Raw genomic sequence first — 23616 nt, 5'->3', positions numbered from 1 at the left:
ACGGCTCCGGCTGCCCGGGGTCACGGGCCGGTGGTGATGCTCAGGTGGGAGCCCTGCGGCGTCTTGGTGACCACGAGCTGGGTGGCGATCCGCTGCTTCATCTCGCTCACGTGCGACACCACCCCGATGACCCGACCGTCCCGCCGGAGGCCGTCCAGGGTTTCAAGCACCTGTTCGAGGGTCTGCTCGTCCAGAGACCCGAACCCCTCGTCCACGAACAGGGTGTCGATGTCCTGGCCACCGGCCTCGGCGCGCACCACGTCCGCGAGTGCCAGGGCCAGGGCCAGCGAGGTGAAGAAGGACTCCCCTCCGGAGAGGGTCTCTGTGCCGCGACGAACGCCCGTCCAGGAGTCGTCGATCTCGAGTCCGAGGCCGGCCTTCCCGCCACCGCGGGTCTGGTCCGTGTGCACGAGGGTGAACCGCCCGGAGGACATCCGGGACAGGTGCTCCGATGCCACGGCCGCAACGTGCTCGAGCTTGGCGGCCAGCACGAACGAGGTGAGCGTCATGCGCAGGGCGTTTTCCGAGGACGTGGCAGTGGCGACGTCCGCGAGCCCGCTCAACCGCTCCGAGCGTTCCCGGGCCCGTTCGTACGCTCCTTCCAGCTCCGGCACCTCCCGCGCCGAGGTCTCGATCTCGGCCGCAAGGGCCCGCAACCCTCCGAGCTGCTGGGTGAGGTGGTCTCTGAGCTGTGCTGACGCGGCCAGCTCCTCGGCACCGCGCGCGAGCGCCTCCGCGGTGAGCTCCGCCCGTTCCTCGGGGGTGAGCCGTGCGGCTCGCTGCATGTCCTCCGTGGACAGCTCCGCCTCCACGCGGGAGAGCTCCCGCTGCCGGTCCTCCAGCCAGGACTGTTCCCGCGCTGCCCTCTCGGGATCCATGAGCGCCGCTGAGACCTCCTGGGGGTCGCCGAAGGGAGAGTCCGCGAGGGCCCGGTCCAGGGCGTCCTGATGGGCGGCGGCGTGGTGCCGGGCGGAGTCCAGAGCATGCTGGCCGGCATCCAGGTCGCTGACCAGGCGCACGAGCTCCTCCGCCCGGTCCAGGAACTCCCGGGCGGTGGCGAAGCCCCGCAGCTGCCCCGCGAGATCGCTGCTTTCCCGATCGCACCGCTCTTTGAGTGCTTCGGAGCGCGTCCGGGCCTCCTCGGCCTCCGCCGTGAGGCGGGTGGCCTGCGCCTCGAGGTCCGCGAGGCGCTCGCGCGCCTCCTCGAGCTGCTGCTCGCACACCTGCAATGCCTCGAGCGCCTCGTCCAGACGCTCCTCGGCCGCCCGCGCACCACGCGCCCTGTCCTGCACGGCGTCCAGGTCCGGATCCGCACCGCGTGCGAGCGCCTCGGCGGTGGCGCGGCGGGCCCGTTCGAGCTCCGCATGTCTTGCGTCCACGGCGTCCTGGGCCACCTCACGGGCGGCGCGAGCACGGTCGAGTGTCGCCGTGGTCACGTCGTCGCCGTCCTCGATGCTCGCCGGCCGTGGGTGTTCCGTGGCCCCGCAGACGGGACACGGCTGGCCGGGACCGAGCTCACTCGCGAGGGTCGCGGCGGCATTCGCGAACCGCCGCGCCTCCAGGTCCTCGACGGCGCGGGCAGCCTCTCGCCTGGTGGCCTCCGCCCGTTCGTAGGCGGCGACGCTGCCAGTCTCTGCCGCCCTGGCCCGTTCATGCTCTCGACTCGCCTCGACGGCGTCGCGCGCGGAGCGCGCCCGCTCCCGGATCAGCGCCTCGTCCCTGGTGGCCCGCGCAAGGTCGTCGCGTCGGCGTTCCACGCCGCTCAGTTCCTCCCGAGCCACCCGCAGGTCGTCCCGCGTGCGCTCGGCCCGGCCCCTGAGGTCGGCGGACCGTGCGCCGTCGCGCTGGGCGGCCGCGCGGTCCTCGGCCACGGCCCGCTCTCGCTGCACGCACGAGCGCGCAGACTCCCCCGCGGCGACCGCGGTGTCCCGCAGACCCTCGGGCGGCGGCGCATCTCCCGCGAGTCCCTCGAGGAGAACTGCCCGTCCGGCGAGGACCTGCCGGGCAGCCTGCCCGGAGTCCGTGTCCGGGGCGAGCCGCCCCCGCAACTCCTGCACGCTCGCATGCAGGGAGGCCACGCGCTGCTCGGACTCCTCCACACGGTCCACGGCCCCCTGCAACTGCTGGGCCAGTGTGTGCTCACGAACCCGCCGGGCTGCTGCCTCGGCCCGCTCGGAGTCGCCGTTCAGGACGTCGAGCCTGCCGGTGAGCTCCGCGCGACGGCGCAGCAGTGCTTCGAGCCCTTCCCTGCGTGTGTGCCGCGACGCCGCCTCCGCGCAGCGGTCGGCCGCTTCACCCCGCGCCCGGCTCACAGCGTCCACCAGCGCGCCGCACTGTGTCACGACGGCGTCCCACCCGCAACGGGCGAGGTCCCGGTCCGACGGCGCGGGCTCCTCCGCGACCGGGGAGTCGGCCACCTCGGAACACAGGTCCGCGGGCAGTTCCGCCAGGGCAGCGTTCACCCGGCCCCGATAGCGCTCGAGCAACTGGTCTCCTCGTTCGACGTCAGCCTCAGCGGACCGCAACTCGGTCCTCGCCTCGTCCGCGCGGGCCTTGAGCTCGTCCTGGATCCCGGCGTAGACGTCGGTGCCGAACAGGGTTTCCAGCAGCTCTTCACGCTCCCGGGATCCCGCCTGCAGGAAGCGGGCGAACTGCCCCTGCGGGAGCATCATGACCTGGGTGAACTGCTCCCTGTCCAGACCCACCGCGTGGTGGATCATCTGGCCCACGTCGTCAGGACGGTAGCCGCGCTCCACCCACTCGCCCGAGACGAGTTCCCGCAGCAGCACCGTGGCGTGGCGCTCCGTCCACCCGGAGGCGGCCCGTTTCGACGGCGCACGCCACGCGGGCGTCCGGCTCACGTGCCACCGGCGGCCACCCGCGGTGAACTCCACGTCCACGCGCGGCCCGGTCTGCGGGTGCGCGTGGTCGCTGTGCTGGGCCTTGCGCCCACCCTTGGCGGCCGTGGTGGGCCCCGAACCGTAGAGTGCAAAGCAGATGGCATCCAGCACGCTCGTCTTGCCCGAACCGGTCTCACCGTTCAACAGGAAAACGCCCGCGTCGTTCAGCGCGTCGAAGTCGATGCTCTCGTGGCCCGGGAACGGGCCGAAGGCCGTGATCTCCAGGCGGTGCAGCTTCACCGGGACACCTCCCTGCTCCGCACCGCGGCAACGGCGTCCGAAACGTCTGTGGCCTCCGCCTCACTAAGCGACCGGTGGCGCACGTGCTCGTAGAACCTCCCGCACAGCTCCTCGGGGCTGGCCGCTTCCGCGACCCGGGTCGCGTAGGCCTGCGGGGTCATTGCCCTGCCCCCTTCCGGCTCCCAGCGCAGTTCCACCGTGCGGGGGAAGCGGGCACGGATGCGTTCCATGGCTGCCGCAGGCCTCTCGGGGTCCGTGAGAACCACCTGGCACCACGCTCCTTCGGCGGGTGAGTGCTCAGTTCCCTGCAGGAGGTCCTCCAGCCTGCCTCTCAACCGGGCAAGCTCCAGGCCCGACTCGTGCTCCAGCGGACTCACGCCACGCACCCCGTCCTCTCCCACGTCCAGGAGCCACGCACCCTTCGGGTGGCCGGCCTCGGAGAACGAGTAGGCCACGGGTGACCCGCTGTAGCGCACCGTCTCGGAGATCCGCTGCCGGCGGTGGATGTGCCCCAGCGCGGTGTAGTCGTGGTGCTCGAAGATGTCTGCGGACACGGTGCCCAGGCCCCCGGAGTCCACGATCCGCTCCGAGTCCGTGGCGTGGGCCCCCGTGACGAAGGCATGGGCCATCACGACCGACGTGACACCGTCCCGGGCACGACGGTCGGCATCCACGTCCTGCATGACGGCGCCGAGCACGCCCTGGTGCGTGGGCGCGCACTCCAGCTGCGCCGCCGCGGCGCGCGGCTCCAGGTACGGGATGCCGTACACCGCCACCGTGGTGGTGCCCGCCGAGGTGCCGTGACCCGGGACGGGGCCGTGCGGCGTCGTCGGGGTCACGAGGCCTTCGCCTGATTCGGAGAACAGCACCGGGTGTGCGGCACCTTGCGCCGTGGTGAGCAGGTGGACACCTCCGTGGGACATGATCCGTGCCCCGAAGCCCAGGCGCGCCGGGGAGTCGTGGTTGCCGCTCGTGAGCACCACCTGGGCGCCCGCCTCACGGATCTGCGCGAGGGTGGAGTTGAGAAGTTCCACCACCTCCGTGCGCGGCTGGGCGCGGTCGTACACGTCCCCCGAGACCAGCACGAGGTCGATGCCGTGCTCGCGCACCCAGGTGACGATCTCAGCCATGGCGCGCGCCTGGACGTCCAGGATGTCCACGCCGTGGAACGTGCGGCCCAGGTGCCAGTCGGACGTGTGCAGAATCAGCATGAGGTCAATGTAACGAGGGTCTCGGACACCCACAGCGCGCCTGGCGGGAACGTGGAGATCGGATGACCAGCCGCACAACGGAGGCGATGGTCCCCGAGGGGGGTCCCGACGAGCGGACCCGGGCATCGTCCCCGCCGACCGGCGGGGCCCGGTACGAGCCAGGTCCCACCCCTCGAGCCTCCCTTCCTCATGCCCCTCGACCTGAAACATCCCACATTATTCGTCGCGGCGATGTGTGGGAATTGTCGTCTGACCTGGCGTCATGCAAGCGCATGTTCCTCGTTCTCCACAGGCGGCGCCTTTCCACGCCCATCCGTGATCGAGCCCCCTATGATGCGGAACGTAAGGCACATCACAGATCGGCGGATTCCGCAGGGGGATTCATGGGAATGCATCATTCGCGCTCGATGCGGGCACACCTGGCAGGGTGGTCACTCGTGTGCTCGGGCGCACTCCTGCTCACAGGCTGCGGCGGGAACCAGAACGAGACCGCAGCCGGCAGCACCCAGAGCCCCTCCGCGGCCACGTCCGCAGCCTCGCCACAGGGCTCCGGGTCACCCACGCCGGACGACGCCGCCGCCTCCACTGCCCACCCGTCTCCCGACGGCAGCCAGTCACCGCTGCCGGACGACTGGCGCCCCGAGGAACCCACGGTCCTCGCCACGGGACAGAAAGTGCCCGAGGACTACGAACCGGCCACCCTGGAGCACCCTGCACGCAACGTGCCCAAACCGGTGATGCCCGCGGAGGCCAAGGAGGAGACCGAGGCGGGCGCCCAGGCGTTCCTGAACTACCGCGCCGATGCGCAGTGGTACTCCATTCAGACCGGAGACACCTCATTGGTGCGCGAGGTGACGTCAACGGACTGTGCAAAATGCACGGAACAATTCGATGCTTACGATCAGATTTACGCACGGGGACACTGGGCCGCTGGCGGTTTCGAAACGCAAGCAATACTACCTGGATCATTTCATAAGCGTCCCGATGGAGGATATAACTTGCCGGTGGAGGTCACGAGTTCCGGTTCCATAGCCGTCTCGGAGCATAAGATCCCCCGAAGACAACTCCCTTTCTCCGAGCGTGACAGATTTGACGCCTATTTGTTCCACGAAGATGGTCGTTGGACATACTTGACAGGCTCACCACGGGGTTCATTATGACCAGCAGAACCCGCAGTCAAATTTCGCTATTTATTTTATCTCTATTTTTACTATTATTTGTTAATACGCCCCCCAGTCATGCTGAGGAGGTGGATCTGCCGGATTTTGGCATTTCCTCGAAGGAGAGTCAGGCATCATCTACGGCGAGGGCCAATGGCACCACAATAGACGTGATACTCCGGGCGATCGAATCTTCGACGGCTCCACATCTTGCCGCTAAAGCCGGGCGCAGCTACCCCGATTTGGCCACCGGCGCCGCCTGGAACCCCGACACCGATCCCGCCTTCCAGAAGGCCCTCCGGAACCGTCTCATGTCCGACGACGACTCGATCTTCTTCAACGCCCGCCTCATGGACACGGCCAAGAACAACACGACCTACGGGCTGCAGGACCCGTGCACCAAGGAGAAGGGCTCCGGTCTCAAGAGGTGCCGGGCTGCCCAGGAGTGCACGGACGAGTCCGGTGCGGCGGGCGTGAACATGGACATCGTGGTGGGTGGGGCGAACGAGGGCTCCCGTTCGGCGCGGGGCACCCAGATGTGTGTCTCCGATGCCCAGGCCGCGGGCACGAACGACGACGGGTACGTGCCCCTCCCCGTGTTCACGTTGCAGGACTTTCAGCGACTGGCCGTGGCCCCGGCCGAGAACCACGTTCAGCCCACGCCGGACACCCTGAAGAACATGAACACGAACGTCTACGCGGTGGCCCAGCCGCAGTCGTTCGAGACCGCCCTGGGAGGCTATCCGGTCTCGGTGCGTGCCTACCCCGTCCAGTACACCTGGAACTACGGTGACGGAACCACCCTGGGGCCGACCCCGCTCACGGGATCGCCGCTCTCGGAGGGGGCCTGGGACGTCCCCACGGACACCTCCCACGTCTACACGGCAACCGGGGACTACTCCGTCTCGCTCACCACGTACTTCTTCGGGGAGTACAACATCGCGGGCACCGGCTGGCAGCCTGTGGCGGGCTACAACCAGGTGGTCTCCCCCGCGGTTCCGCTGAGCGTGTGGCGAGCCACCGTGCACAACGTGGCCGACGACTGCCGGATCAACCCGTCCGGACTGGGCTGCCCGGGCGGCTCACGCTGAGAGGGAACGGTTCACCCGGCACCACGGGGGCCAGCGGGTGAACACGGTTCGTCGAGTTCCTAGACTGGGCGCATGAGCACCCCGGACAGCCCCGAACTGATCGCCCCGGACCGAGGACTGGATGCGACCACCACCGCCTACCCGCTCGTGGTGCGCGCCGTACTTCTGGCCCCGTTGCACGAGACCCCCGGCGGCCTCCCGGATGAGGCCACCCACCTGGCCGCCCGCACCGTGGCCGCCCTCAACGAGGTGGCGCGCTGGGCGAACGACGGCCAGTCCGCCGATCCCACGGCCTGCGCATGGCTGGGCTATCTGCGGTGGGCGGTTGCGAACGGCGCACGACTGCCCAGCGACGCTCCGCACCCGCCCACTGACGACTTCGACCGGGACCATCCCCTCCTCGCCCAACCGGGCGAGCACGCGGGGGACAGCTTCGCAGCTCTCGCCACCGGTGCTCTCGGGGAGGTCGTCCGACCGGTGCTGCCGCGTGCCGGGAGCCCGGAGGTCCTGGCACGCACCGCACCGTACGGTCTGCTGCCCAACATCGGGTGGAAGTCCCTCGTGGCCCTGGCTGTGGACTCCGCGGCCATCACCCACGGAAGCCCGGAGTCCCAGACCGCCGCCGTGGCGATGGCCCTGGCGGTGCATGCTGCGGCCCGGGCCGCTGAGATCAACGCAAGCCTCACGGAGGTCGTTGCTGAGACCGCCCGCGTGTGCGAACTGGTCACCCGCCCCGCACCGGTGACCCTGGGTCTCCTGACACGCTGCGCCGATCCAGCGGCACGTGAGGACCTGCTGGACGCGGCAGCCGCGGGGACCGCCGCTTCCGAACCGGAGCTGGCGGCGTCGTACGCGCTGGCCCTGGGGCTCGCCGCGCTCCTTGCGGTCGAGGGAGAGTCGGGGAACCGCGAGGAGAACGACGTCGCTCGGCGGGCTCTCGGGCGTCTGCCCGGTTCCGGACCGGTCGCGCGGGCTGCCCGCACCGCCGCGGTCACGGTCGCCGCTGCACGCTGGCCCCATCCCAGCGCGGAGGGCGCGGAGGACCGCTCCGGAGCGGGGCACGGCCACGATGCCGCGCGATCGGGTACGCGGGACGCGCAGGCGGAGCTGGAGCAGCTGGCCGCGGAGTGGAACGCCCGCTGGCGGCCCTGACCGGACGCGTCGATCTCCGGCCGCTCCCGAAAACGACGGGAGGACCGGGGCGCCGCCCCACGCCGGTTCCTTGACGTGCGTAGCACGCCGCGGGACCGCAGGCGGCTCACAGGGCGGCGCGTTGCACCGTCACGCCGTAGTGCGCGGCGAGGCCCGCCATGTCACGCGCCCCGCTGCGCCGTGCGAGGTCGAGCACGATCCCGGCGCACGCCAGGGAGTCGCTCAGCGCGTTGTGGTGCTCCACCACCTCGGCGCCTGCCGCGCGGGAGGCCGAGGGCAGCGCGTATGAGCGCAGCGTGTAGGCCGCCCGCGCGAGCCGCAGGGTGCAGGCGTAGTTCCAGGGGCGCGCCACCCCACCGCACGCCGCGTTCGCGGCGCGGATGACGCCGGTGTCGAACACGGCGTTGTGCGCCACGAGAGTGGAGTCGGGGTCCTCGTCGGTGATGTTCTCGCACATCCACTGCCACAGCCGGTCGAAGGTGGGAGCGTTCCGCACGTCAGCCGGGCGGATGCCGTGGATGCGGATGTTTCCCGCCTCGAACGCGTCGTGACCCGCGGGGGGCCGGATGAGCGAGTAGCGGGTGTCCACCACCTCACCGTCCCGGACCCTGACCACCCCGAGGGCGCACGCGGAGGCAAGGCCGCGGTTGGCGGTCTCGAAGTCTATGGCGGTGAAACTGACGGGCACCCGCCCAGACTAGGCACCCGCTCCGACATGCTCGGGGGGTGGTCAGACGGCCGCCATGGCCCGCGTCTCGAACCACGCGTCCGCCTTCTCCACCGCCTGGCGCACCTGGGCGGTGTCGAGTTCGTGGTGCAGGGCGTACGCCACGGCCTGCAGGGGGAAGATCCGCGCGTGCAGCCGGGCCCGGCGGCAGCTCTCCTCGTCGGTGGCGTCACCGACGCTGGCCCAGCCGAACCACAGCCCCAGCGAGGCGACGTCGTAGGCGGGGTCCCCCAGGCACGCGTGGTCCCAGTCGATCACGCCCACCAGGTGGTCGTCCTGCCACAGCATGTTGGAGCCCATGAGGTCCCCGTGCACCAGCCGCGGTGCCACCGTCTCGAGTGAGACGAGGTCTTCAATGGCGCGCAGGGCCCGGTCCCTGTTCCGGGGCAGCAGCCGTGGGAGCACCTGGTCGAGCAGCACGTGCCGCCGCCGGTGGCCGCCCCAGTGCTGACCGGGCCGGTCCAGCCACGGTTCGGCGCCGCTCGGCTCCGCGTGACGGATCTGCTGGAGCACCCGGTGCAGCTCGCGGGGATCCACGGGACCGGGAGACCTCGGTGCCCCGGGGATCCAGGTCATGCCCACGGCGGTGTAGCGGCCGTCCTGGATCACGGGAGTGAGGGGGCGGGGCACCGCGAAGTCGAACTCGGGCAGCTGGGCGAGCGCCTTGGTGCGGCGCCGCACGTTCTCCCCGGAGATGGGGTTCTTGGCAATGCGCACACTCATCATGTGGCCGGCGTTCACCACGATGTGGGCCGAGCCTCCGGCGTGCAGCTCCCACTCGGAGCGGTCCACGTGCACGCCGGCCTCGGCGAGCACCGCTTCCACGGCTCGGGCAAAGGGGAGGTGTCCGCACGCGAAGGTCATGGGTCAGTCCTCGCGCCCCGATCGGGTGGAAGAGGACGCGCTGGTCTCGTGCCCGGTCTCCCGTTGCAGGAACTCCAGGACCCGGGGCAGCACGGCCGCCATAGCCCGGGCCCGGTGGCTGATCCGGTTCTTGTGCTCCGGCGTGAGCTGCGCGCAGCTCAGCCCGTTCTCGCCGTGGGGCGCGAAGACGGGATCGTAGCCGAACCCGTTCTCCCCGGCCGGTGAGGTCAGCAGCGAACCCGGCAGCTCCCCCAGCACCACGTGCTCGGCGCCTCGCGGGTTCACCACGGCCGCCGCGCACACGAACCTCGCACCGCGGTGCTCCGGCGCGATGTCCGCGAGCTGGGCGAGGAGCAGGCGGAGGTTGGCGGCGTCGTCGCCGTGGCTGCCGGACCAGCGGGCGGAGAAGATCCCGGGCGCTCCACCCAGGATGTCCACGGCGAGCCCGGAGTCGTCCGCGAGTGCGATCAGACCCGACTGCTCGGCGGCGGCGCGGGCCTTCAGCAGGGCGTTCTCCTGGAACGTGGTGCCGGTCTCGACGACATCGTCCAGCCCCACCGCGCCCGCGTCCACCACGATCCCGGGATCGGACAGGCCCGCGTCCGCGAGCATGGCCCGCAGCTCGCGGACCTTGCCCTGGTTGTGCGTGGCGAGCACCAGACGGGCGTCGCCGGTGTCATCGGCCACGGGTGGACTCCAGGGTCTCGCGCTGGATCTGGGAGAGCTGGGCGCAGCCGGAGACGGCGAGGTCCAGCAGGGAGTCGAGCTCGTCACGGCGGAAGGGCACGCCCTCCGCGGTGCCCTGGACCTCCACGAAGTCCCCCGATCCGGTCACGACCACATTCATGTCGGTCTCGGCGCGGACGTCCTCCACGTAGGGCAGGTCCAGCATGGGCACGCCGTCGATGATGCCCACGGAGACCGCGGACACGGAGTCGGTGAGGGGGTTCACCCGGGGCTTGAGCACCCCGTTCTCGTGCGCCCAGGAGATGGCCTCGGCGAGCGCCACGTACGCGCCGGTGATCGAGGCCGTGCGCGTGCCGCCGTCGGCCTGCAGCACGTCGCAGTCCAGCACCACGGTGTTCTCGCCGAGGGCCTTGAGGTCGATGACGGAGCGCAGGGACCGACCGATGAGCCGGGAGATCTCGTGGGTGCGTCCGCCGATCTTGCCCTTCACGGACTCGCGCGCGGAGCGGGTGGACGTGGCCCGCGGCAGCATGGCGTACTCGGCGGTGACCCACCCGCGCCCCTCGCCCTTGAGCCAGCGGGGCACGCCCTCGGTCAGGGATGCGGTGCACAGCACCCGCGTGCCGCCGAACTCGATGAGCGCGGAACCCTCCGCCTGCTCGGACCAGCCCCGGGTGATGGTGATGGGACGTAGCTCGTCCACGGCCCGTCCGTCCGCGCGCACCACGGGGGATGCGCCCTGACCCTCCTGCGCAGTGCGTGCCGAGGAGTGTGCCGGACCGTGGGGCGAAGTCATGCTCGTCAGCCTATCCCTCGCCACCCGGGCGTGCCAACGCATCGACCGAACGACCGGTCGGGTCCGCCACCACGTACGAGGCGCCCGCACGGGCCACCGACACCGGGCCGTCGTAGGCCCCCGCGGCGTCGGACTCGGCCACCCGGGGGTCGTTCCACACGGGCAGGTGCGTGAGCAGCAGGCGACGCACGCCGGCCTCGGCCGCGGTCTCTCCGGCGCGCCCCCCGGTCAGGTGGATGCCGCGGAGGTGGTCCTCCCGGCCGTCCTCGTACGCGGCCTCGCACAGGAAGAGGTCCGCGTCCCGGGCCGCCGCCACGAGCTCCTCGCACGAATCCGTGTCCCCCGAGTAGGTGAGCACCTCCGTGCCGTGCGGACCGCGGTGCTCCACGCGCAGGGCGAACGGCTCCGGGCACGGGTGGTTCACCGCGTACGGAGTGACGGTGAACGGGCCAACGGTCACGGGAACCCCGGTCTGCCACACGTGGAAGTCGAACTCCGTGTCCATGGAGTGCTCGGCGGGGAGCATGTGCAGCTGGTTGAGGTAGGTGTGCAGCATGGACGGGCCGTAGAGGGGAATCCGCTCCCCCTGCCATCCCCGGGGGTCCCACTTCACCGCCACGTGCAGCCCGCCCACGTCCACACAGTGGTCCGGGTGCAGGTGGGAGAGCATGATCGCGTCGATGGTGTGCAGGTCCACGTGGCGCTGGAGCGCCCCCAGTGCGCCGTTGCCCATGTCCAGCACGATGCGCCACGTGCGCCCGTTCTCGTCCTCGCCGGTGACGAGGTAGCAGGACGCCGGAGAGTCTGGGCCCGGGAAGCTGCCGGAGTTGCCGACCACGGTCAGGATCATGCGTGTTGGCCTTTCTGCGTCCCCGCTCAGCGCTGAGCGGGATGGATCGTCGCGAGGGAACCGGTGGGGTACTGCTCGGCCACCGACGCCGTGTGCCGGACCCGGACCACCTCGGGCCCGAGGAATCTCTGGGCGAGGCCCTCGAAGCGCACGGGATCTCCCGTGGCGAGGAACTCGTGGTGGGGGGCCAGGCCGGGATCGCGCTCCAGGCTGTGGTCCATGAGGCTGCGGTAGACGTCCCGCGCGGTCTCCTCCGCGGAGGAGACCAGGTTCACGCTCTCCCCCATGACGTAGGAGATCACCGCGGTGAGCAGCGGGTAGTGGGTGCAGCCAAGCACCAGGGTGTCCACCTGTGCGTCCTTGAGCGGCTGCAGGTACTGCTGGGCGGTGCGCAGCAGCTCGGGGCCGGTGGTCACGCCGCGCTCCACGTACTCCACGAATTCCGGGCACGCCACGGAGGTGATCTCCAGCTGCGGGGCGGCGGCGAACGTGTCGTCGTACGCTCGCGAGCCGATGGTCGCCTCGGTCCCGATCACGCCCACCCGGCCCGAGCGGGTGGTGGCCACCGCGCGACGCACCGCGGGCTGGATGACCTCGGTCACGGGGATGTCGTAGCCGCGGGTGTAGCGCTCACGGGCGTCGCGCAGCACGGCGGCGGAGGCGGTGTTGCACGCGATCACCAGCAGCTTCACGCCGGAGTCCACGAGCTCGTCCATGATGCGCAGGGCGTTGGAGCGCACCTCCGCGATCGGCAGCGGACCGTACGGGCCGTGGGCGGTGTCCCCCACGTAGAGGATCTCCTCGTGGGGCAGCTGGTCGATGATCGAGCGCGCCACCGTGAGTCCGCCCACACCCGAGTCGAACACGCCGATGGGCGAGTTGGGATTGGGCCCGGCGGAACGAGATCGATCAGCATGCATACCGGGAAACTGTAGTGCTTTTCCCGTGTCCCCTCGCGCGTGAGTCACCTTGTGCCGTGAGGCCTGCGTCACCTCGCGGGCAGGGTCTTCAGCAGCGCGTTCATGAGGGTCTCCTGCAGCCAGGAGACGAAGTTGTAGACCACGCCCATGTACTGCTCCACGGACTCGGCCTTCCCGAAGTCGGTGAGCTCGGCCACGCGCTCGGCGTCCTCGGGCGAGTCGATGCGCAGCCGGGAGGCCAGCACCAGGCGGACATCGTTGAGCGAGCGGGCGAAGTCCTGCGCCTGCTCCGTGGTGAGCACCACGGGCTCGGACTCCAGGGCGAGGGAGGACGCCCTCAGCGCGGCGATCTTGCGCTCCCGGAGGGACCGGTCCGTGAGCCGCCGGAACTCTGCGGCCTGCTCGGGGTCCGACGACGCCGGGGGCAGCATCCGCCGCAACGCCGGGTCCGTGGGTTCGGGCACGTCCTCGTCCCACCCCACGAGCGCCTCCAGCGGATCCTGCTCCTCGCGCGGCTCCGGCGCCAGGGTCTCGCCCACGTCCGAGAACAGCTTCTGGAGCAGCCGCACCTCGGGGGCCTCGAACCGTCCCACGATGCCCTTGCGTGTGCGCTTGAAACCGTGTGCCATCAGTTCTCCCCCGCCTTCTCGTAGGTGGCCCACAGGCCGTAGCCGTGCAGTGCGCTCACGTGGGTCTCCGCCTCTTCCAGGGTGCCCGTGAACACGATGGAGCGCCCCCGGTGGTGGACCTCGAGCATGAGGGCGCGTGCTTTGGCGTCCGGATAGCCGAAGTGGGCGCGGAACACGTAGACCACGTAGCTCATGAGGTTCACGGGGTCGTCCCACACCACCACGTTCCAGGGCACGTCCACCGCCGTGACGGCCTCCTCCTCCGTGGTGAGCGCGGGAGACTCCGCAGGAGCAGCGCTCACCAGGACGGTGCAGGCGGGGGCGTGGGCCGTGAGGGCAGTAGTGGACATCGTCCCCATGGTAACGGCGGCCCCGCGGATGTGCTCTCCGCCGGGCGCCCACTAGGCTGGCAGCGTGAACGAGCATTCCTCCTGGCACCCGCAGGCCACGTCCCTGCTGACGGACCACTACGAGCTGACCATGCTGCAAGCCGCCCTGCGCGCCGGCACGGCGTCCCGCCGCAGCGTGTTCGAGGTCTTCGCCCGGCGGCTGCCGCACGGCCGCCGCTACGGCGTCTTCGCGGGCGTGGGCCGGATCCTGGAGGGCCTGGAGCAGTTCCGCTTCACGGACGAGCAGCTGCGCTTCCTGCGCGACACCCGCGTGGTGGACGCCGCCACGGTGGCCTACCTGGAGAATTTCCGCTTCACGGGCCAGATCCGCGGCTACGCCGAGGGCGAGACGTACTTCCCGTACTCGCCGCTGCTGAGCGTGGAGTCTTCCTTCGCGGAGGCGTGCGTCCTGGAGACCTACATCCTCTCCGTCCTGAACTACGACTCGGCGGTGGCCTCCGCCGCGTCCCGCATGGTGGGTGCCGCCGGGGACCGGCCGTGCATCGAGATGGGTTCCCGTCGCGCCCACGAGGAGGCGGCCGTCGCGGCGGCACGTGCCGCCGTGGTCGCGGGCTTCGAGTCCACCTCCAACCTCGAGGCCGGGTTCCGCTACGGCGTGAAGACGGTGGGCACCGCGGCCCACTCCTTCACCCTGCTCCACGACTCCGAGGAGCAGGCCTTCCGCGCCCAGCTGGACGCCCTGGGGGTCTCCACCACGCTGCTAGTGGACACCTACGACGTCGAACGGGCCGTCCGCCTGGCCGTCGAGATCGCCGGGCCGGACCTGGGCGGCGTGCGGCTGGACTCGGGTGACCTCGTCACCCAGGCGGCCTCCGTGCGCGCCCTGCTGGACAAGTTCGGCAACTCCAACACCCGCATCACGGTCACGAGCGACCTGGACGAGTACGCGATCGCCGCGCTGCGGGCCGCGCCCGTGGACGCCTACGGCGTGGGCACGCGGCTGGTCACCGGCTCCGGGGCCCCCACCTCCTCGATGGTCTACAAGCTCGTGTCCCGCGAAGGGGCCTCGGGCACCATGGAGCCCGTGGCGAAGGCCTCCTCCGGGAAGGCGTCCGTGGGGGGCGAGAAGTTCGCCCTGCGCCGTCGTTGCCCCCAGGGGGTGGCCACCCACGAGATCGTGGGCGTGTCCCACGCACCGCGGGACGACGGCGACGACCGCCCGCTGATCGTGGACTACGTGACCGGTGGCGAGCTGCGGGACGGCTTCACGGGCCCCGAGGCCGTGACCAAGGCGCGTGCCCGCCACGCGGAGTCCGTGGCGGAGCTGCCGCGGGCCGCGCACCGGCTCTCCGAGGGTGAGCCCGTCATCCCCACCGTGATCGAACCCGGAACCGCACACTGAGCAGGGAGGCAACCGTGCGCACAGCACTGCTGATCGTGGACGTCCAGAACGACTTCTGTGAGGGAGGCAGCCTGGCCGTCACCGGAGGTGCCGCGGTGGCCGCGGGGATCTCCGAGTACCTGGAGGTCCACCACGCGCAGTACGCCGCGGTGGCGGCCACCCAGGACTGGCACGTGGATCCCGGCGAGCACTTCAGCGGCACCCCGGACTGGGCCACGAGCTGGCCCGTGCACTGCGTGGCCGAGACGCACGGCGCGCAGATCCACCCGGAGCTGGACACCGAGCACGTCACCGAGTTCTTCCGCAAGGGCGCGTACGACGCCGCCTACTCCGGTTTCGAGGGTCTCTCCGCCCCGGACGTGGACGTCCCCATGGGCGAGCCCGAGGAGAGCGCGGACGAGGACCGTGTGAGCCTGGACGACTGGCTGCGCGAGTGCGACATCGAGGCCGTGGACGTGGTGGGACTCGCACTGGACCACTGCGTGCTGGCCACCGCCCGCGATGCCGTGGACGCCGGCTACGAGACCCGGCTGCTGCTCCCGCTCACGGCCCCGGTCTCCCCGGAGGGCGGCGAGCGCGCCGTGGCGCAGCTGGAGGACGTGGGCGTGGAGGTCGTCACGGACCTGCCCTGACGCGTTCCCGCCGCGCGGCCCCGGGGGGAGCGAACCGGTGGGGAGTGGCCCGGTGCGGGAACGGGCCGGCTCGGATCGGGAGGTGGTCCGTACGCGTCCGCGCGGTCCTGCGACGGCCCACGTCTGGACGCCCGGGTCCTCGCACGCCGGGGTACGAACCCCGCAGTGGACCCCCGGGAGGGCGTCTTCCGGAGCGCCCGAGAGGTGCGGAGCGTGGAGGACCCGGCCCTGCGGCGTCGTGCCCGGGGGCTACTTGCGTCCGATGAACCAGCGCTGCAGCAGGGCGATCCGCGCGTTGAGCTGCTCCTCGGAGGCCTGCGCCACGGCGGGGCCGCCGCACTTGGCGCGCAATTCGTTGTGGATCACGCCGTGCGGGGTGCCCGTGCGCGCGGACCACGCCGAGACGTTCTTGGACAGCTGCGCCCGCAGGTCCTTGAGCCGCCGGTGGTCCGGGACGGCGGGCTGCTCCGGTTCCGGGCTCCCCCGCCCCTGCCGCTGCACCGAGCGGGACTGGCGCTCGCGCAACAGGGCGGAGACCTGCTCGGGGTCCAGCAGACCGGGAATCCCGAGGTACTCGGCCTCCTCCTCGGAGCCCACGGCCGCACCGCCGCCGAACGCACCGCCGTCGAAGAGCACCCCGTGGAACGAGGCGTCCGAGTCCAGTGCCTGGAAGTTGCCCTGGGCGAGCGCCGACGAGGCCCGGTCCTCGCGGTTGGCCTCCTCCAGAAGGTCGTCGTCCCAGCCAGTCTCCATGGGCTGGTCGAAGTCCACGACGTCGGGCACGCTCTTGGGCTTGTCCAGCGCGTGGTCCCGCTCCTCCTCCATGGAGTTCGCGAGCGCCATGAGCACGGGCACCGAGGGCAGGAACACCGAGGCCGTCTCACCGCGCTTGCGGGCACGCACGAAGCGGCCCACGGCCTGCGCGAAGAACAGGGGCGTGGAGGTCGACGTCGCGTACACGCCCACTGCCAGGCGGGGCACGTCCACCCCCTCGGAGACCATGCGCACGGCCACCATCCACCGTTTGTCGGACTCCGAGAACTGGTCGATCTTGTTCGAGGCCGCCTTGTCGTCGGAGAGCACCACGGTGGGCCGCTCCCCCGTGAGGGCGTGCAGCTGCTCGGCGTAGGCCTTGGCGTCCTGGTGGTCGGTCGCGATCACGAGCGCACCCGCGTCCGGCACGGTGCGGCGCACCTGGGTCAGGCGCTGGTCCGCCGCCCGCAGCACGGACGGGATCCACTGGCCCTGCGGGTCCAGAGCCGTGCGCCACGCGTGGGAGGTGATGTCCTTGGTGAACCCCTCCCCGAGCTGCGCGGCCATCTCCTCCCCCGCGGACGTCCGCCAGCGCATCTGACCCGAGTACGCCATGAAGATCACCGGGCGCACCACGTGGTCCTGCAGGGCGTTGCCGTAGCCGTACGTGTAGTCCGCCGTGGAGCGGCGGATGCCGTCCGCGTCCTCGGTGTAGGTCACGAACGGGATCGGTGAGGTGTCCGAGCGGAACGGGGTGCCCGTCAGGGCGAGCCGCCGGGTGGCGGGCTCGAACGCCTCGCGCAGTCCGTCCCCCCAGGACAGCGCGTCACCGGCGTGGTGGATCTCGTCCATGATCACGAGGGTGCGCCCGGCCTCGGTGCGCGCCCGGTGCAGCAGCGGCTTGTTCGCCACCTGCGCGTAGGTCACGGCGGCCCCCATGTAGCCCCGGCCGTGCTGACCGTCCGCGTTCTTGAAGTTGGGGTCGATGGCCAGCCCCACACGGGCCGCGGCGTCCGCCCACTGCCGTTTGAGGTGCTCGGTGGGGGTCACCACGGTCACGCGCTGGACCACTCCGGCATCGTGCAGCTTCTTGGCCACGGTCAGCGCGAACGTGGTCTTGCCTGCCCCGGGGGTCGCCACGGCCATGAAGTCCCGCGGCTGCGCCTGCTCGTAGCGCTGGATGGCCTCCGCCTGCCAGGCGCGCAGCTTCGGGGCGGTGCCCCACGCGGCTCGGTCCGGGTACGCCGGGGGAAGGTCCGCGGCCGCCCCAAAAAGGGACATCTGGTCGTTCTCTGACACGTGGTGCTCGTCCTCTCCGCGCGCTCCGGGGCGCGCATCTGCCCCGCTCCCGGGACGACGCCGCCGGGTGCGGACCGCTGGCACGGCAACGGCGCCCGCAGTGCGGGCGCCGCCGGTGTCCCATGGTGCGGGACGGGGGTGGTGCGGGGGTGCCGTCAGTCCTCGGGCTTGTCCTTGCCGGGGCGCAGGCCCTGGTAGATCTCCTTGCACTCCGGGCACACCGGGAAGCGCTGCGGATCGCGTCCGGGGGTCCACACCTTGCCGCACAGGGCGATCACGGGTTCGCCGGACAGCGCCGACTCCATGATCTTCTCCTTGCGGACGTAGTGGGCGAACCGCTCGTGGTCACCGGGCTCCGCGAACTGGCGGGTCTCCTCCCGCTCGATCGTGGCGGTTCCCCCCACGGTCTCGGTCCCGGACTCAGTGCTGAGGAGCACCCGACGGGCCCACGCGGCAGGGCCCTGGACGTGCTGGGCTTCGGTGGTTTCCATGCCCTCCACTGTACCCCGTGCGCCGTGGCCGGGTGGTCCGGTTCAGCGGTACCCGGCCACCTCCTGCAGCAGCTCGGGCCCGCGGGCTTCCAGCCACTTCCCGCCCACCCGGACACCGGTCCAGAGCAGGATGGCCCCCTCCGCGAGACCCACCGCGAGCGCCGCCCAGCTCCACACGGCGGCACCGGTGCCCAGGTGCACGAACAGCAGCACCAGGGGCGGCAACGCGAGCAGCACCATGAGAGCCATGAGCACGAACTGGAGCAGCAGGTTCAGGACGGTGAAGCCCTGGGGGGTCTTCATCGGCGATGCCCCCGGTGGCGGGGTGGGATAGGTGTAGCGGGCGGAAACCACGGAGACCACACCGCCCCCGCCCAGCAGCAGCGCCGCGCACACCCCGGCCATGGCGGGCAGGGCGGGCCACTGCTGCAGCCACACGAGCCACAGCACGAGGCCCAGGGCGACCAGCGGGGTGGCCACGACCAGCATGGCCACCACCCGGCCCAGCCGGTCCGCCCGGCCGGGCACGGAGGCGAGCAGGTGGAGACTGAACGCGGTGTTGTCGTAGGAGATGTCCGCGGAGATCGCGTAGGCCATGAGCAGTGCGATCATCATGGGCAGCACCCACATGGCGAATCCGGAGTCGCCGCCCAGGAACCAGAGGCCCGCACTGAGCGCGGGAATCATGATCAGGGAGGCCGAGTAGCGCGGGTCCTTGAGCCAGTAGATCAGGCTCCTCGCGGCCACCGCACCCCACGGCCGGGCCGGGAACCGGTCCAAGAGACCAATGCCCGTGGCGGACCGTCCGGTGGCGCGGGCGGCTCCTCCGGCGGCGTCGGCCAGGGCGCGGCCCAGGGCGAGACGCGCCACGGCCACGAGCGCGGCGAGCGTGACCAGCACGACGAGCAGCCGTGCCAGTGCGGTACCCCACTCGGCCGTTCCCACGTCGCCCGGGATGGCCCAGACCGCGCCCAGCGGGGACCAGCCCAGCACGGAGGCCCACGTGGGCAGCCGGTCCCAGACCCGCTCCACCCCCGTGGCGACGGATGCGAAGATCGGGCCGAGCAGCACGATGAGCAGCAGGCTCAGGATCGAGATGATCTCGGTGGAGCGGCGTCCCTTCGCGATCCGCGCCGCGAGGGCGGACGCGCAGCGCGCACCCGTGAAGGCGAGCAGCGCGGCCAGCACGGCACACACCACCGAGGCGGTCATGGCCGCTGGTGAGGTGCGCCACGTCAGCAGCCACCCGGCCAGGGCGATCACCGTCAGCACACCGGGGATCCCGATCAGCGCCCCGATCACCTGGCCCGCCAGCAGACCCGTGGTGCTGAGCGGGAAAAGGGCGAGCCGGGCGGGGTCCAGCGTGGCATCGGCCTTGGCGGAGAGCACCGGCATCAGCCACCAGCCCAGCAGGAGCACGCTGCCCACCAGGACGCCGGCCGCGGTGACCACCTCCAGCGGCTCGGTGCCCAGGAAGAACATCCCCGTCAGCAGCATGCCCAGGATGAACAGGGCGTAGAGCCCGCCCAGGATCGTGCCCACCAGAACCCACGTGCTGCGGGTCAGGGTGTTGCGGAGGATGCGCCACTTGAGTCCTGCGAGCCTGCGCGCCTCCTCGAGCACGCCCATGCGGTGGGTCACCCGTTCCTGCCCGGCAGGTGCCGGGCGCACGGAGTCGGGGACGGCGGCGTCGGCGGCCGGGGCGGCAGCGGGCGCGGGGGCCGCGGAGGCGGCGTCGGGACCACGTGTCTCGGGGCCGGGGCCGTCCGTCACGGCGGCGTCGTGACCGCCCGCCGAGGGCTCCGGCAGGGCGCCGTCGGGGGTCTGGTTCACTCCGGTCGCAGCCACTGCAGTCCCTCCCCCGCCTCGGTGCGTCCACCCACGAAGGACACGAAACGGTCCTCCAGGGACATGCCGCCGCAGACCTGGTCCATGGTGCCCTCGGCGAGCACCCTGCCCTGGTCCATCACGGCCACGTGGTCACACATGCGCTGGACCAGGTCCATCACGTGGCTCGAGACCACCACGGTGCCGCCGGCCTGCGTGTACTGGTGCAGCAGGGAGCGGATGTTGGCGGCCGAGACCGGGTCCACGGACTCGAACGGTTCGTCCAGCACCAGCAGGCTCGGTGCGTGGACCATGGCCGCGGCCAGGGCGATCTTCTTGGTCATGCCCGCGGAGTAGTCCTGCACCTGCCGCCCCGCGGCCTCCTGCAGGTCCATCGCGACGATCAGGTCCTCGGCGCGGTCCTTGACCAGCTGGCGGTCCATCCCGCGCAGCAGACCGGAGTAGGAGATGAGCTGGCGGCCCGTGAGCCGGTCGAAGAGGTGCGCGCCGTCCGGGAGCACACCCATGCGGCGCTTCGCCGTGACCGGGTCCCGCCACACGTCCACGGGCTCGTCACGGGCGCCACCGCCCACGAGGACCGCGCCGGACGTGGGTCGCAGCAGACCGGTGGCCATCGAGAGCGTGGTGGTCTTGCCCGCGCCGTTGCGTCCCACGAGTCCGTAGAACGAGCCGCGCGGCACGGTGAGGTTCACCCGGTCCGCCGCGGGCCGCGCACCGTGGCCGTAGACCTTCGTGAGGTCCCGGACCACCAGTGCGGCGGCGTCGCCCTGCGCGCTGTTCCAGTGGGCAGCGGGCGACGGCGCCGGGGTGCGGCCGTCCGCGACGTGCGGTGGTGCGGGTGGTCGCTGCTGCGCGCGAGGGTCGTCCGCGCCGGTGTCGGGCTCGCTGCGCGGCGTCGTGGGTCCGTTCGGTGGGATGCTCATGGCCCCAACCTACTGACAACCGTTCGCGATCCGGCATATTTCCCCGGGCCTGGCGGGTCCTCCGCACGCTCTCGCGCATCGCCGATCCGGGATCGCCACGATGCCCGCCCCGGGGATCGGGATCCCCGGGGGCGGAGCGACGCACGGAACAGGCCTGCGATTCGATGACTCGGCGGGCCAGTGGCTCAGCGGCCCAGTGACTCGGCGACCCTGTGACTCAGTGGCTCGGCGACCCAGCGACTCGGCGGGCCGGCGAGCCACCGAGTCAGCGGCTCAGAACAGCGCGCGCATGAGCTGGGAGCGGGCCGCCACCACGCGGGGATCGTCGGACCCCACCACGTCGAAAAGCTCCACGAGCCGGGCGCGGGCGGACTCCCGGTCCTCCCCCGCCGTGGTCCGCACGATGCCGAGCAGCCGGCGGAAGGCATCTTCCACGTGGCCGCCGGAGACATCGAGGTCCGCCACGTCCAGCGCAGCCGGCACGTTCGCGGGATCGTCGGCCGCCGCCGAGCGCACGGCGTTGGCGTCCATGGCGCTCACGCGCTGGAGCAGGTGCACCTGGGCGAGCGCGAGCTTGGCGTCGTGGTCCCCGGGGTTCTCGGCGAGAGCCTTCTGGTAGCTGGCCTCCGCGCCGTCGAGGTCGCCCGCCTCGAGCTTCTCCACGGCCTCCTGGTGCAGCGGCGGCAGGGGCGCGGGCTCGTCCTGGGACGTGGGCTCGGCGGTACCGGTCACGCCGTTCTGCTCGGCGAGGCTCACGAGCTCGCCCAGCAGCTCGCGGATCTGCTGCTCGGGAACGGTGGAGTTCACGAGCGGCACCACGCGCCCGCCCAGCAGTGCGACCACCGTGGGCACGGACTGCGCCTGGAAGGCCTGGGCGATCTGCGGCTCGGCGGAGACGTCCACCGTGCCGAGCAGCAGGCGTCCCTGGAACTCGTCCACCACGCGCGCCACCACGTCCACGAAGCTCTCGGACTCGGGGCTCTGCGGCGAGTGCAGCACCACGACCACCGGGTGCTGCGTGGAGGCCTCCGCGTACTTCTGGAAGGTGGCGGTGCTCAGCTGCACGCGGTAGCCGCCGGACCCCGACGACGCCGCGCCCGCGGACCCCGCCGGTGCCCCACCCGGGGCGGGAGCCGCGCCGGCGGCACCGAGGTCCACGGCACCGCGCACCGACGCGGGCACGGCGGCCTCGCCGGGCTCGGCACGGCCGCCGGGCGCCTGCGTGGACGACGGCGCTCCCGGACGGCCCTGGGGTGCCGGACGGTTCTGCGGGGACCGGGGGAATTCGCTCATGTGTACCTCCTGGGGTGCCCGCGCCCGGGATCGGGGCGGGGCGTGGTGGTCGGTCCGGCGCGCGCCGGAGCTTGCTGATCCCATTATGGGCACCCGCCCGGATGGAAGTCCTGCGCACCCGGCGTTGTACGCTTCCCGCGTGAGCACAAGCACTGGATCCGGGAACCGGCCTCCCGCACGTTTCCGACCGTCCCGGCAGCGGTTCGAGGTCCCGCCCGAGCCCGCCGAGGACGGCACGGAGCCCACCCGCGCGCCGTGGGACCACCCCGTGCCCGCGAAGGCCCACCCCATCCAGACGGGTTTCCTGCTCACCGTGGGCGTGGGATTCGCCCTCCTGGGCTACTACGTGCTGACCAACGTGGGTGGACTCGTCGGGTGGATCGTCACGGCGGCCTTCATCTCGCTGGGGCTGGATCCCCTCGTGCGCTGGCTCGAGTCCAAGGGCATGCCGCGGGCCCTCGCGGCGGCCGCCGTGATCGTCGCCCTGGCCCTCGTCCTGACCACTTTCATCCTGGTGGTGGTACCCCGGATGGTGGAGCAGGCCCAGCAGTTCGCCGCCAGGGTTCCCGAGTTCGTGGACAGCTTCATGCACTCGGACCTCTACCACGCCCTGAACGACCGCTTCGACATCGCGGCGTCGGTGCAGAAGGCGGCGAGCGGGCTGCAGGAGAGGCTCGCCTCCGACGAGAACTTCCTGGGCGGGATGTTCGGCTCCGTGGTGAACGTGGGCGGTGTGGTCCTCAGCAGCGTCACGGGAACACTGATCGTGATGGCCCTGACGCTCTACTTCCTCTTCTCGTGGCCCACCATCAAGGCGTGGTGCTACCGCCTGGCACCCGCCAGCAAGCGCGCCCGGGTGACCCACCTCGGGGACAGGATGATCAACGGGGTGGGCAACTACGTGATGGGCCAGGCCTGCGTGGCCCTGCTCAACGCCACCGTCGCGTTCATCCTCATGAGCATCACGGGGGTCCCCTACGCCTCCCTCCTGGTGCTCTTCGTGGGTCTGCTCGCGTTCGTCCCGCTGGTGGGCGGGGTCATCGCCGGCGTCTTCGTGAGCCTCGTGGCCACCCTCGGCGGGTGGAACACGGTGGTCCCCTACGCCCTGTGCTACTTCGCCTACCTGCAGGTGGAGGCCTACGTGGTCTCCCCGCGCATCATGTCCCGGGCCGTGGCGGTGCCCGGCGCCGTCGCGATCGTGGCCGTGGCGGCCGGGGGCGCGCTCTGGGGCGTCCTGGGCGCGCTCATCGCCATCCCCACCGCGGCCGCGGGTCTGCTCCTGGTCCGCGAGGTCTTCGTCCCCCGCCAGGACGCCCGCTGACCGACGACGCCGCACGGCCCGGTTCCGTTGCACCAGACCCTCCGACCGGGGCCGCGGACGCGAAGGGCGCGCCCGGG

21 protein-coding genes are annotated in these 23616 nt (G+C 71.5%); 6 read left to right on the top strand and 15 right to left on the bottom strand.

Features of this window, described 5'->3' with window-relative positions; genetic code table 11:
* Nucleotides 1-20 precede the first annotated feature (20 nt).
* On the bottom strand, nucleotides 21-3140 hold the full coding sequence (locus tag EAE32_RS05950) for an AAA family ATPase (RefSeq protein ID WP_121864449.1): 3120 nt from the start codon (nucleotides 3138-3140) through the stop codon (nucleotides 21-23).
* Nucleotides 3137-4351 (bottom strand): exonuclease SbcCD subunit D, encoded by a 1215-nt coding sequence (locus EAE32_RS05945; protein ID WP_121864448.1) that lies wholly within the window; start codon nucleotides 4349-4351, stop codon nucleotides 3137-3139. Before EAE32_RS05945 ends, EAE32_RS05950 begins: the two co-directional genes overlap by 4 nt.
* Before the next feature lie 674 nt (nucleotides 4352-5025).
* Here EAE32_RS05945 and EAE32_RS11695 point away from each other — a divergent pair.
* From EAE32_RS11695 to EAE32_RS05930, 3 genes are all read left to right on the top strand, one after another.
* The gene (locus EAE32_RS11695; RefSeq protein ID WP_124035162.1) at nucleotides 5026-5511 is read left to right on the top strand and encodes a DUF6318 family protein; all 486 of its coding nucleotides are present in this window, start codon (nucleotides 5026-5028) and stop codon (nucleotides 5509-5511) included.
* Nucleotides 5512-5822: 311 nt separating this feature from the next.
* On the top strand, nucleotides 5823-6602 hold the full coding sequence (locus EAE32_RS05935; protein WP_121864813.1) for a PKD domain-containing protein: 780 nt from the start codon (nucleotides 5823-5825) through the stop codon (nucleotides 6600-6602).
* 72 nt (nucleotides 6603-6674) lie between these two features.
* Nucleotides 6675-7754, top strand: coding sequence for an ADP-ribosylglycohydrolase family protein (locus tag EAE32_RS05930; RefSeq protein WP_121845301.1), 1080 nt, complete (start codon nucleotides 6675-6677; stop codon nucleotides 7752-7754).
* A 106-nt stretch (nucleotides 7755-7860) separates the two neighbouring features.
* Here EAE32_RS05930 and EAE32_RS05925 read toward each other — a convergent pair whose 3' ends face one another.
* The 8 genes from EAE32_RS05925 to clpS all read right to left on the bottom strand — a co-directional run bounded on the left by EAE32_RS05925 (nucleotide 7861) and on the right by clpS (nucleotide 13577).
* On the bottom strand, nucleotides 7861-8442 hold the full coding sequence (locus EAE32_RS05925; RefSeq protein WP_121864446.1) for a 3'-5' exonuclease: 582 nt from the start codon (nucleotides 8440-8442) through the stop codon (nucleotides 7861-7863).
* A gap of 42 nt (nucleotides 8443-8484) precedes the next feature.
* Nucleotides 8485-9345 (bottom strand): phosphotransferase family protein, encoded by an 861-nt coding sequence (locus tag EAE32_RS05920; protein ID WP_121864445.1) that lies wholly within the window; start codon nucleotides 9343-9345, stop codon nucleotides 8485-8487.
* Nucleotides 9346-9348: 3 nt separating this feature from the next.
* Nucleotides 9349-10032 (bottom strand): RdgB/HAM1 family non-canonical purine NTP pyrophosphatase, encoded by a 684-nt coding sequence (gene rdgB / locus EAE32_RS05915; RefSeq protein WP_121864444.1) that lies wholly within the window; start codon nucleotides 10030-10032, stop codon nucleotides 9349-9351.
* Nucleotides 10022-10828: a ribonuclease PH gene (rph, locus tag EAE32_RS05910; RefSeq protein ID WP_279386925.1), complete on the bottom strand. Its 807-nt coding sequence runs from the start codon at nucleotides 10826-10828 to the stop codon at nucleotides 10022-10024. The genes rdgB and rph overlap by 11 nt, the downstream gene beginning before the upstream one ends.
* Nucleotides 10829-10838: 10 nt before the next feature.
* On the bottom strand, nucleotides 10839-11678 hold the full coding sequence (locus tag EAE32_RS05905) for an MBL fold metallo-hydrolase (protein ID WP_121845297.1): 840 nt from the start codon (nucleotides 11676-11678) through the stop codon (nucleotides 10839-10841).
* Nucleotides 11679-11704: 26 nt separating this feature from the next.
* The gene (gene murI / locus EAE32_RS05900; protein WP_121845296.1) at nucleotides 11705-12598 is read right to left on the bottom strand and encodes a glutamate racemase; all 894 of its coding nucleotides are present in this window, start codon (nucleotides 12596-12598) and stop codon (nucleotides 11705-11707) included.
* Between the two features lie 68 nt (nucleotides 12599-12666).
* Complete coding sequence (locus EAE32_RS05895) at nucleotides 12667-13227, bottom strand: DUF2017 domain-containing protein (RefSeq protein ID WP_121845295.1); 561 nt, start codon at nucleotides 13225-13227, stop codon at nucleotides 12667-12669.
* Nucleotides 13227-13577, bottom strand: a complete 351-nt coding sequence (gene clpS, locus EAE32_RS05890) for an ATP-dependent Clp protease adapter ClpS (protein ID WP_165860323.1) — start codon at nucleotides 13575-13577, stop codon at nucleotides 13227-13229. The genes EAE32_RS05895 and clpS overlap by 1 nt, the downstream gene beginning before the upstream one ends.
* 64 nt (nucleotides 13578-13641) lie before the next feature.
* On the opposite strand from clpS, the gene EAE32_RS05885 reads away from it, so the two are divergent.
* Both EAE32_RS05885 and EAE32_RS05880 read left to right on the top strand, forming a co-directional pair.
* Nucleotides 13642-14979, top strand: a complete 1338-nt coding sequence (locus EAE32_RS05885; RefSeq protein WP_121845293.1) for a nicotinate phosphoribosyltransferase — start codon at nucleotides 13642-13644, stop codon at nucleotides 14977-14979.
* 14 nt (nucleotides 14980-14993) lie between these two features.
* Complete coding sequence (locus EAE32_RS05880) at nucleotides 14994-15611, top strand: isochorismatase family protein (protein WP_121864443.1); 618 nt, start codon at nucleotides 14994-14996, stop codon at nucleotides 15609-15611.
* Between the two features lie 249 nt (nucleotides 15612-15860).
* On the opposite strand, the gene EAE32_RS05875 is transcribed toward EAE32_RS05880, so the two are convergent.
* The 5 genes from EAE32_RS05875 to EAE32_RS05855 all read right to left on the bottom strand — a co-directional run bounded on the left by EAE32_RS05875 (nucleotide 15861) and on the right by EAE32_RS05855 (nucleotide 22218).
* Complete coding sequence (locus tag EAE32_RS05875) at nucleotides 15861-17645, bottom strand: DEAD/DEAH box helicase (protein WP_121864811.1); 1785 nt, start codon at nucleotides 17643-17645, stop codon at nucleotides 15861-15863.
* Between the two features lie 173 nt (nucleotides 17646-17818).
* The gene (locus EAE32_RS05870; RefSeq protein WP_206059844.1) at nucleotides 17819-18163 is read right to left on the bottom strand and encodes a DUF3039 domain-containing protein; all 345 of its coding nucleotides are present in this window, start codon (nucleotides 18161-18163) and stop codon (nucleotides 17819-17821) included.
* Nucleotides 18164-18196: 33 nt separating this feature from the next.
* Nucleotides 18197-20002 (bottom strand): hypothetical protein, encoded by a 1806-nt coding sequence (locus EAE32_RS05865; RefSeq protein WP_243635600.1) that lies wholly within the window; start codon nucleotides 20000-20002, stop codon nucleotides 18197-18199.
* A complete protein-coding gene (locus tag EAE32_RS05860) occupies nucleotides 19984-20925 on the bottom strand; it encodes an ABC transporter ATP-binding protein (RefSeq protein WP_121864442.1) in 942 nt (313 codons plus the stop codon). Before EAE32_RS05860 ends, EAE32_RS05865 begins: the two co-directional genes overlap by 19 nt.
* Before the next feature lie 273 nt (nucleotides 20926-21198).
* Nucleotides 21199-22218 carry a tetratricopeptide repeat protein gene (locus tag EAE32_RS05855; protein WP_121864441.1) on the bottom strand — a complete coding sequence of 340 codons (1020 nt, stop codon included), beginning with the start codon at nucleotides 22216-22218 and terminating at the stop codon, nucleotides 21199-21201.
* A 139-nt stretch (nucleotides 22219-22357) separates the two neighbouring features.
* Here EAE32_RS05855 and EAE32_RS05850 point away from each other — a divergent pair, with 139 nt between their 5' ends.
* Nucleotides 22358-23539 (top strand): AI-2E family transporter, encoded by a 1182-nt coding sequence (locus EAE32_RS05850; RefSeq protein WP_121864440.1) that lies wholly within the window; start codon nucleotides 22358-22360, stop codon nucleotides 23537-23539.
* Nucleotides 23540-23616: the final 77 nt, after the last annotated feature.

It is taken from the genome of Kocuria tytonicola, from assembly GCF_003687175.1.
GTDB lineage: Bacteria > Actinomycetota > Actinomycetes > Actinomycetales > Micrococcaceae > Kocuria > Kocuria tytonicola.
Note: the sequence above shows the minus strand (reverse complement) of the source record. Positions and strands in the feature narration are given on the sequence as shown.

Coding starts and splice junctions, on each gene's coding strand:
- EAE32_RS05920 (WP_121864445.1), bottom strand. CDS start 9,345: ATGACCTTCGCGTGCGGACACCTCCCCTTTGCCCGAGCCGTGGAAGCG.
- EAE32_RS05945 (WP_121864448.1), bottom strand. CDS start 4,351: ATGCTGATTCTGCACACGTCCGACTGGCACCTGGGCCGCACGTTCCAC.
- EAE32_RS05895 (WP_121845295.1), bottom strand. CDS start 13,227: ATGGCACACGGTTTCAAGCGCACACGCAAGGGCATCGTGGGACGGTTC.
- EAE32_RS05930 (WP_121845301.1), top strand. CDS start 6,675: ATGAGCACCCCGGACAGCCCCGAACTGATCGCCCCGGACCGAGGACTG.
- murI (WP_121845296.1), bottom strand. CDS start 12,598: ATGCATGCTGATCGATCTCGTTCCGCCGGGCCCAATCCCAACTCGCCC.
- EAE32_RS05855 (WP_121864441.1), bottom strand. CDS start 22,218: ATGAGCGAATTCCCCCGGTCCCCGCAGAACCGTCCGGCACCCCAGGGC.
- EAE32_RS05875 (WP_121864811.1), bottom strand. CDS start 17,645: ATGTCCCTTTTTGGGGCGGCCGCGGACCTTCCCCCGGCGTACCCGGAC.
- rph (WP_279386925.1), bottom strand. CDS start 10,828: ATGACTTCGCCCCACGGTCCGGCACACTCCTCGGCACGCACTGCGCAG.
- EAE32_RS05935 (WP_121864813.1), top strand. CDS start 5,823: ATGTCCGACGACGACTCGATCTTCTTCAACGCCCGCCTCATGGACACG.
- clpS (WP_165860323.1), bottom strand. CDS start 13,577: ATGTCCACTACTGCCCTCACGGCCCACGCCCCCGCCTGCACCGTCCTG.
- EAE32_RS05860 (WP_121864442.1), bottom strand. CDS start 20,925: ATGAGCATCCCACCGAACGGACCCACGACGCCGCGCAGCGAGCCCGAC.
- EAE32_RS05905 (WP_121845297.1), bottom strand. CDS start 11,678: ATGATCCTGACCGTGGTCGGCAACTCCGGCAGCTTCCCGGGCCCAGAC.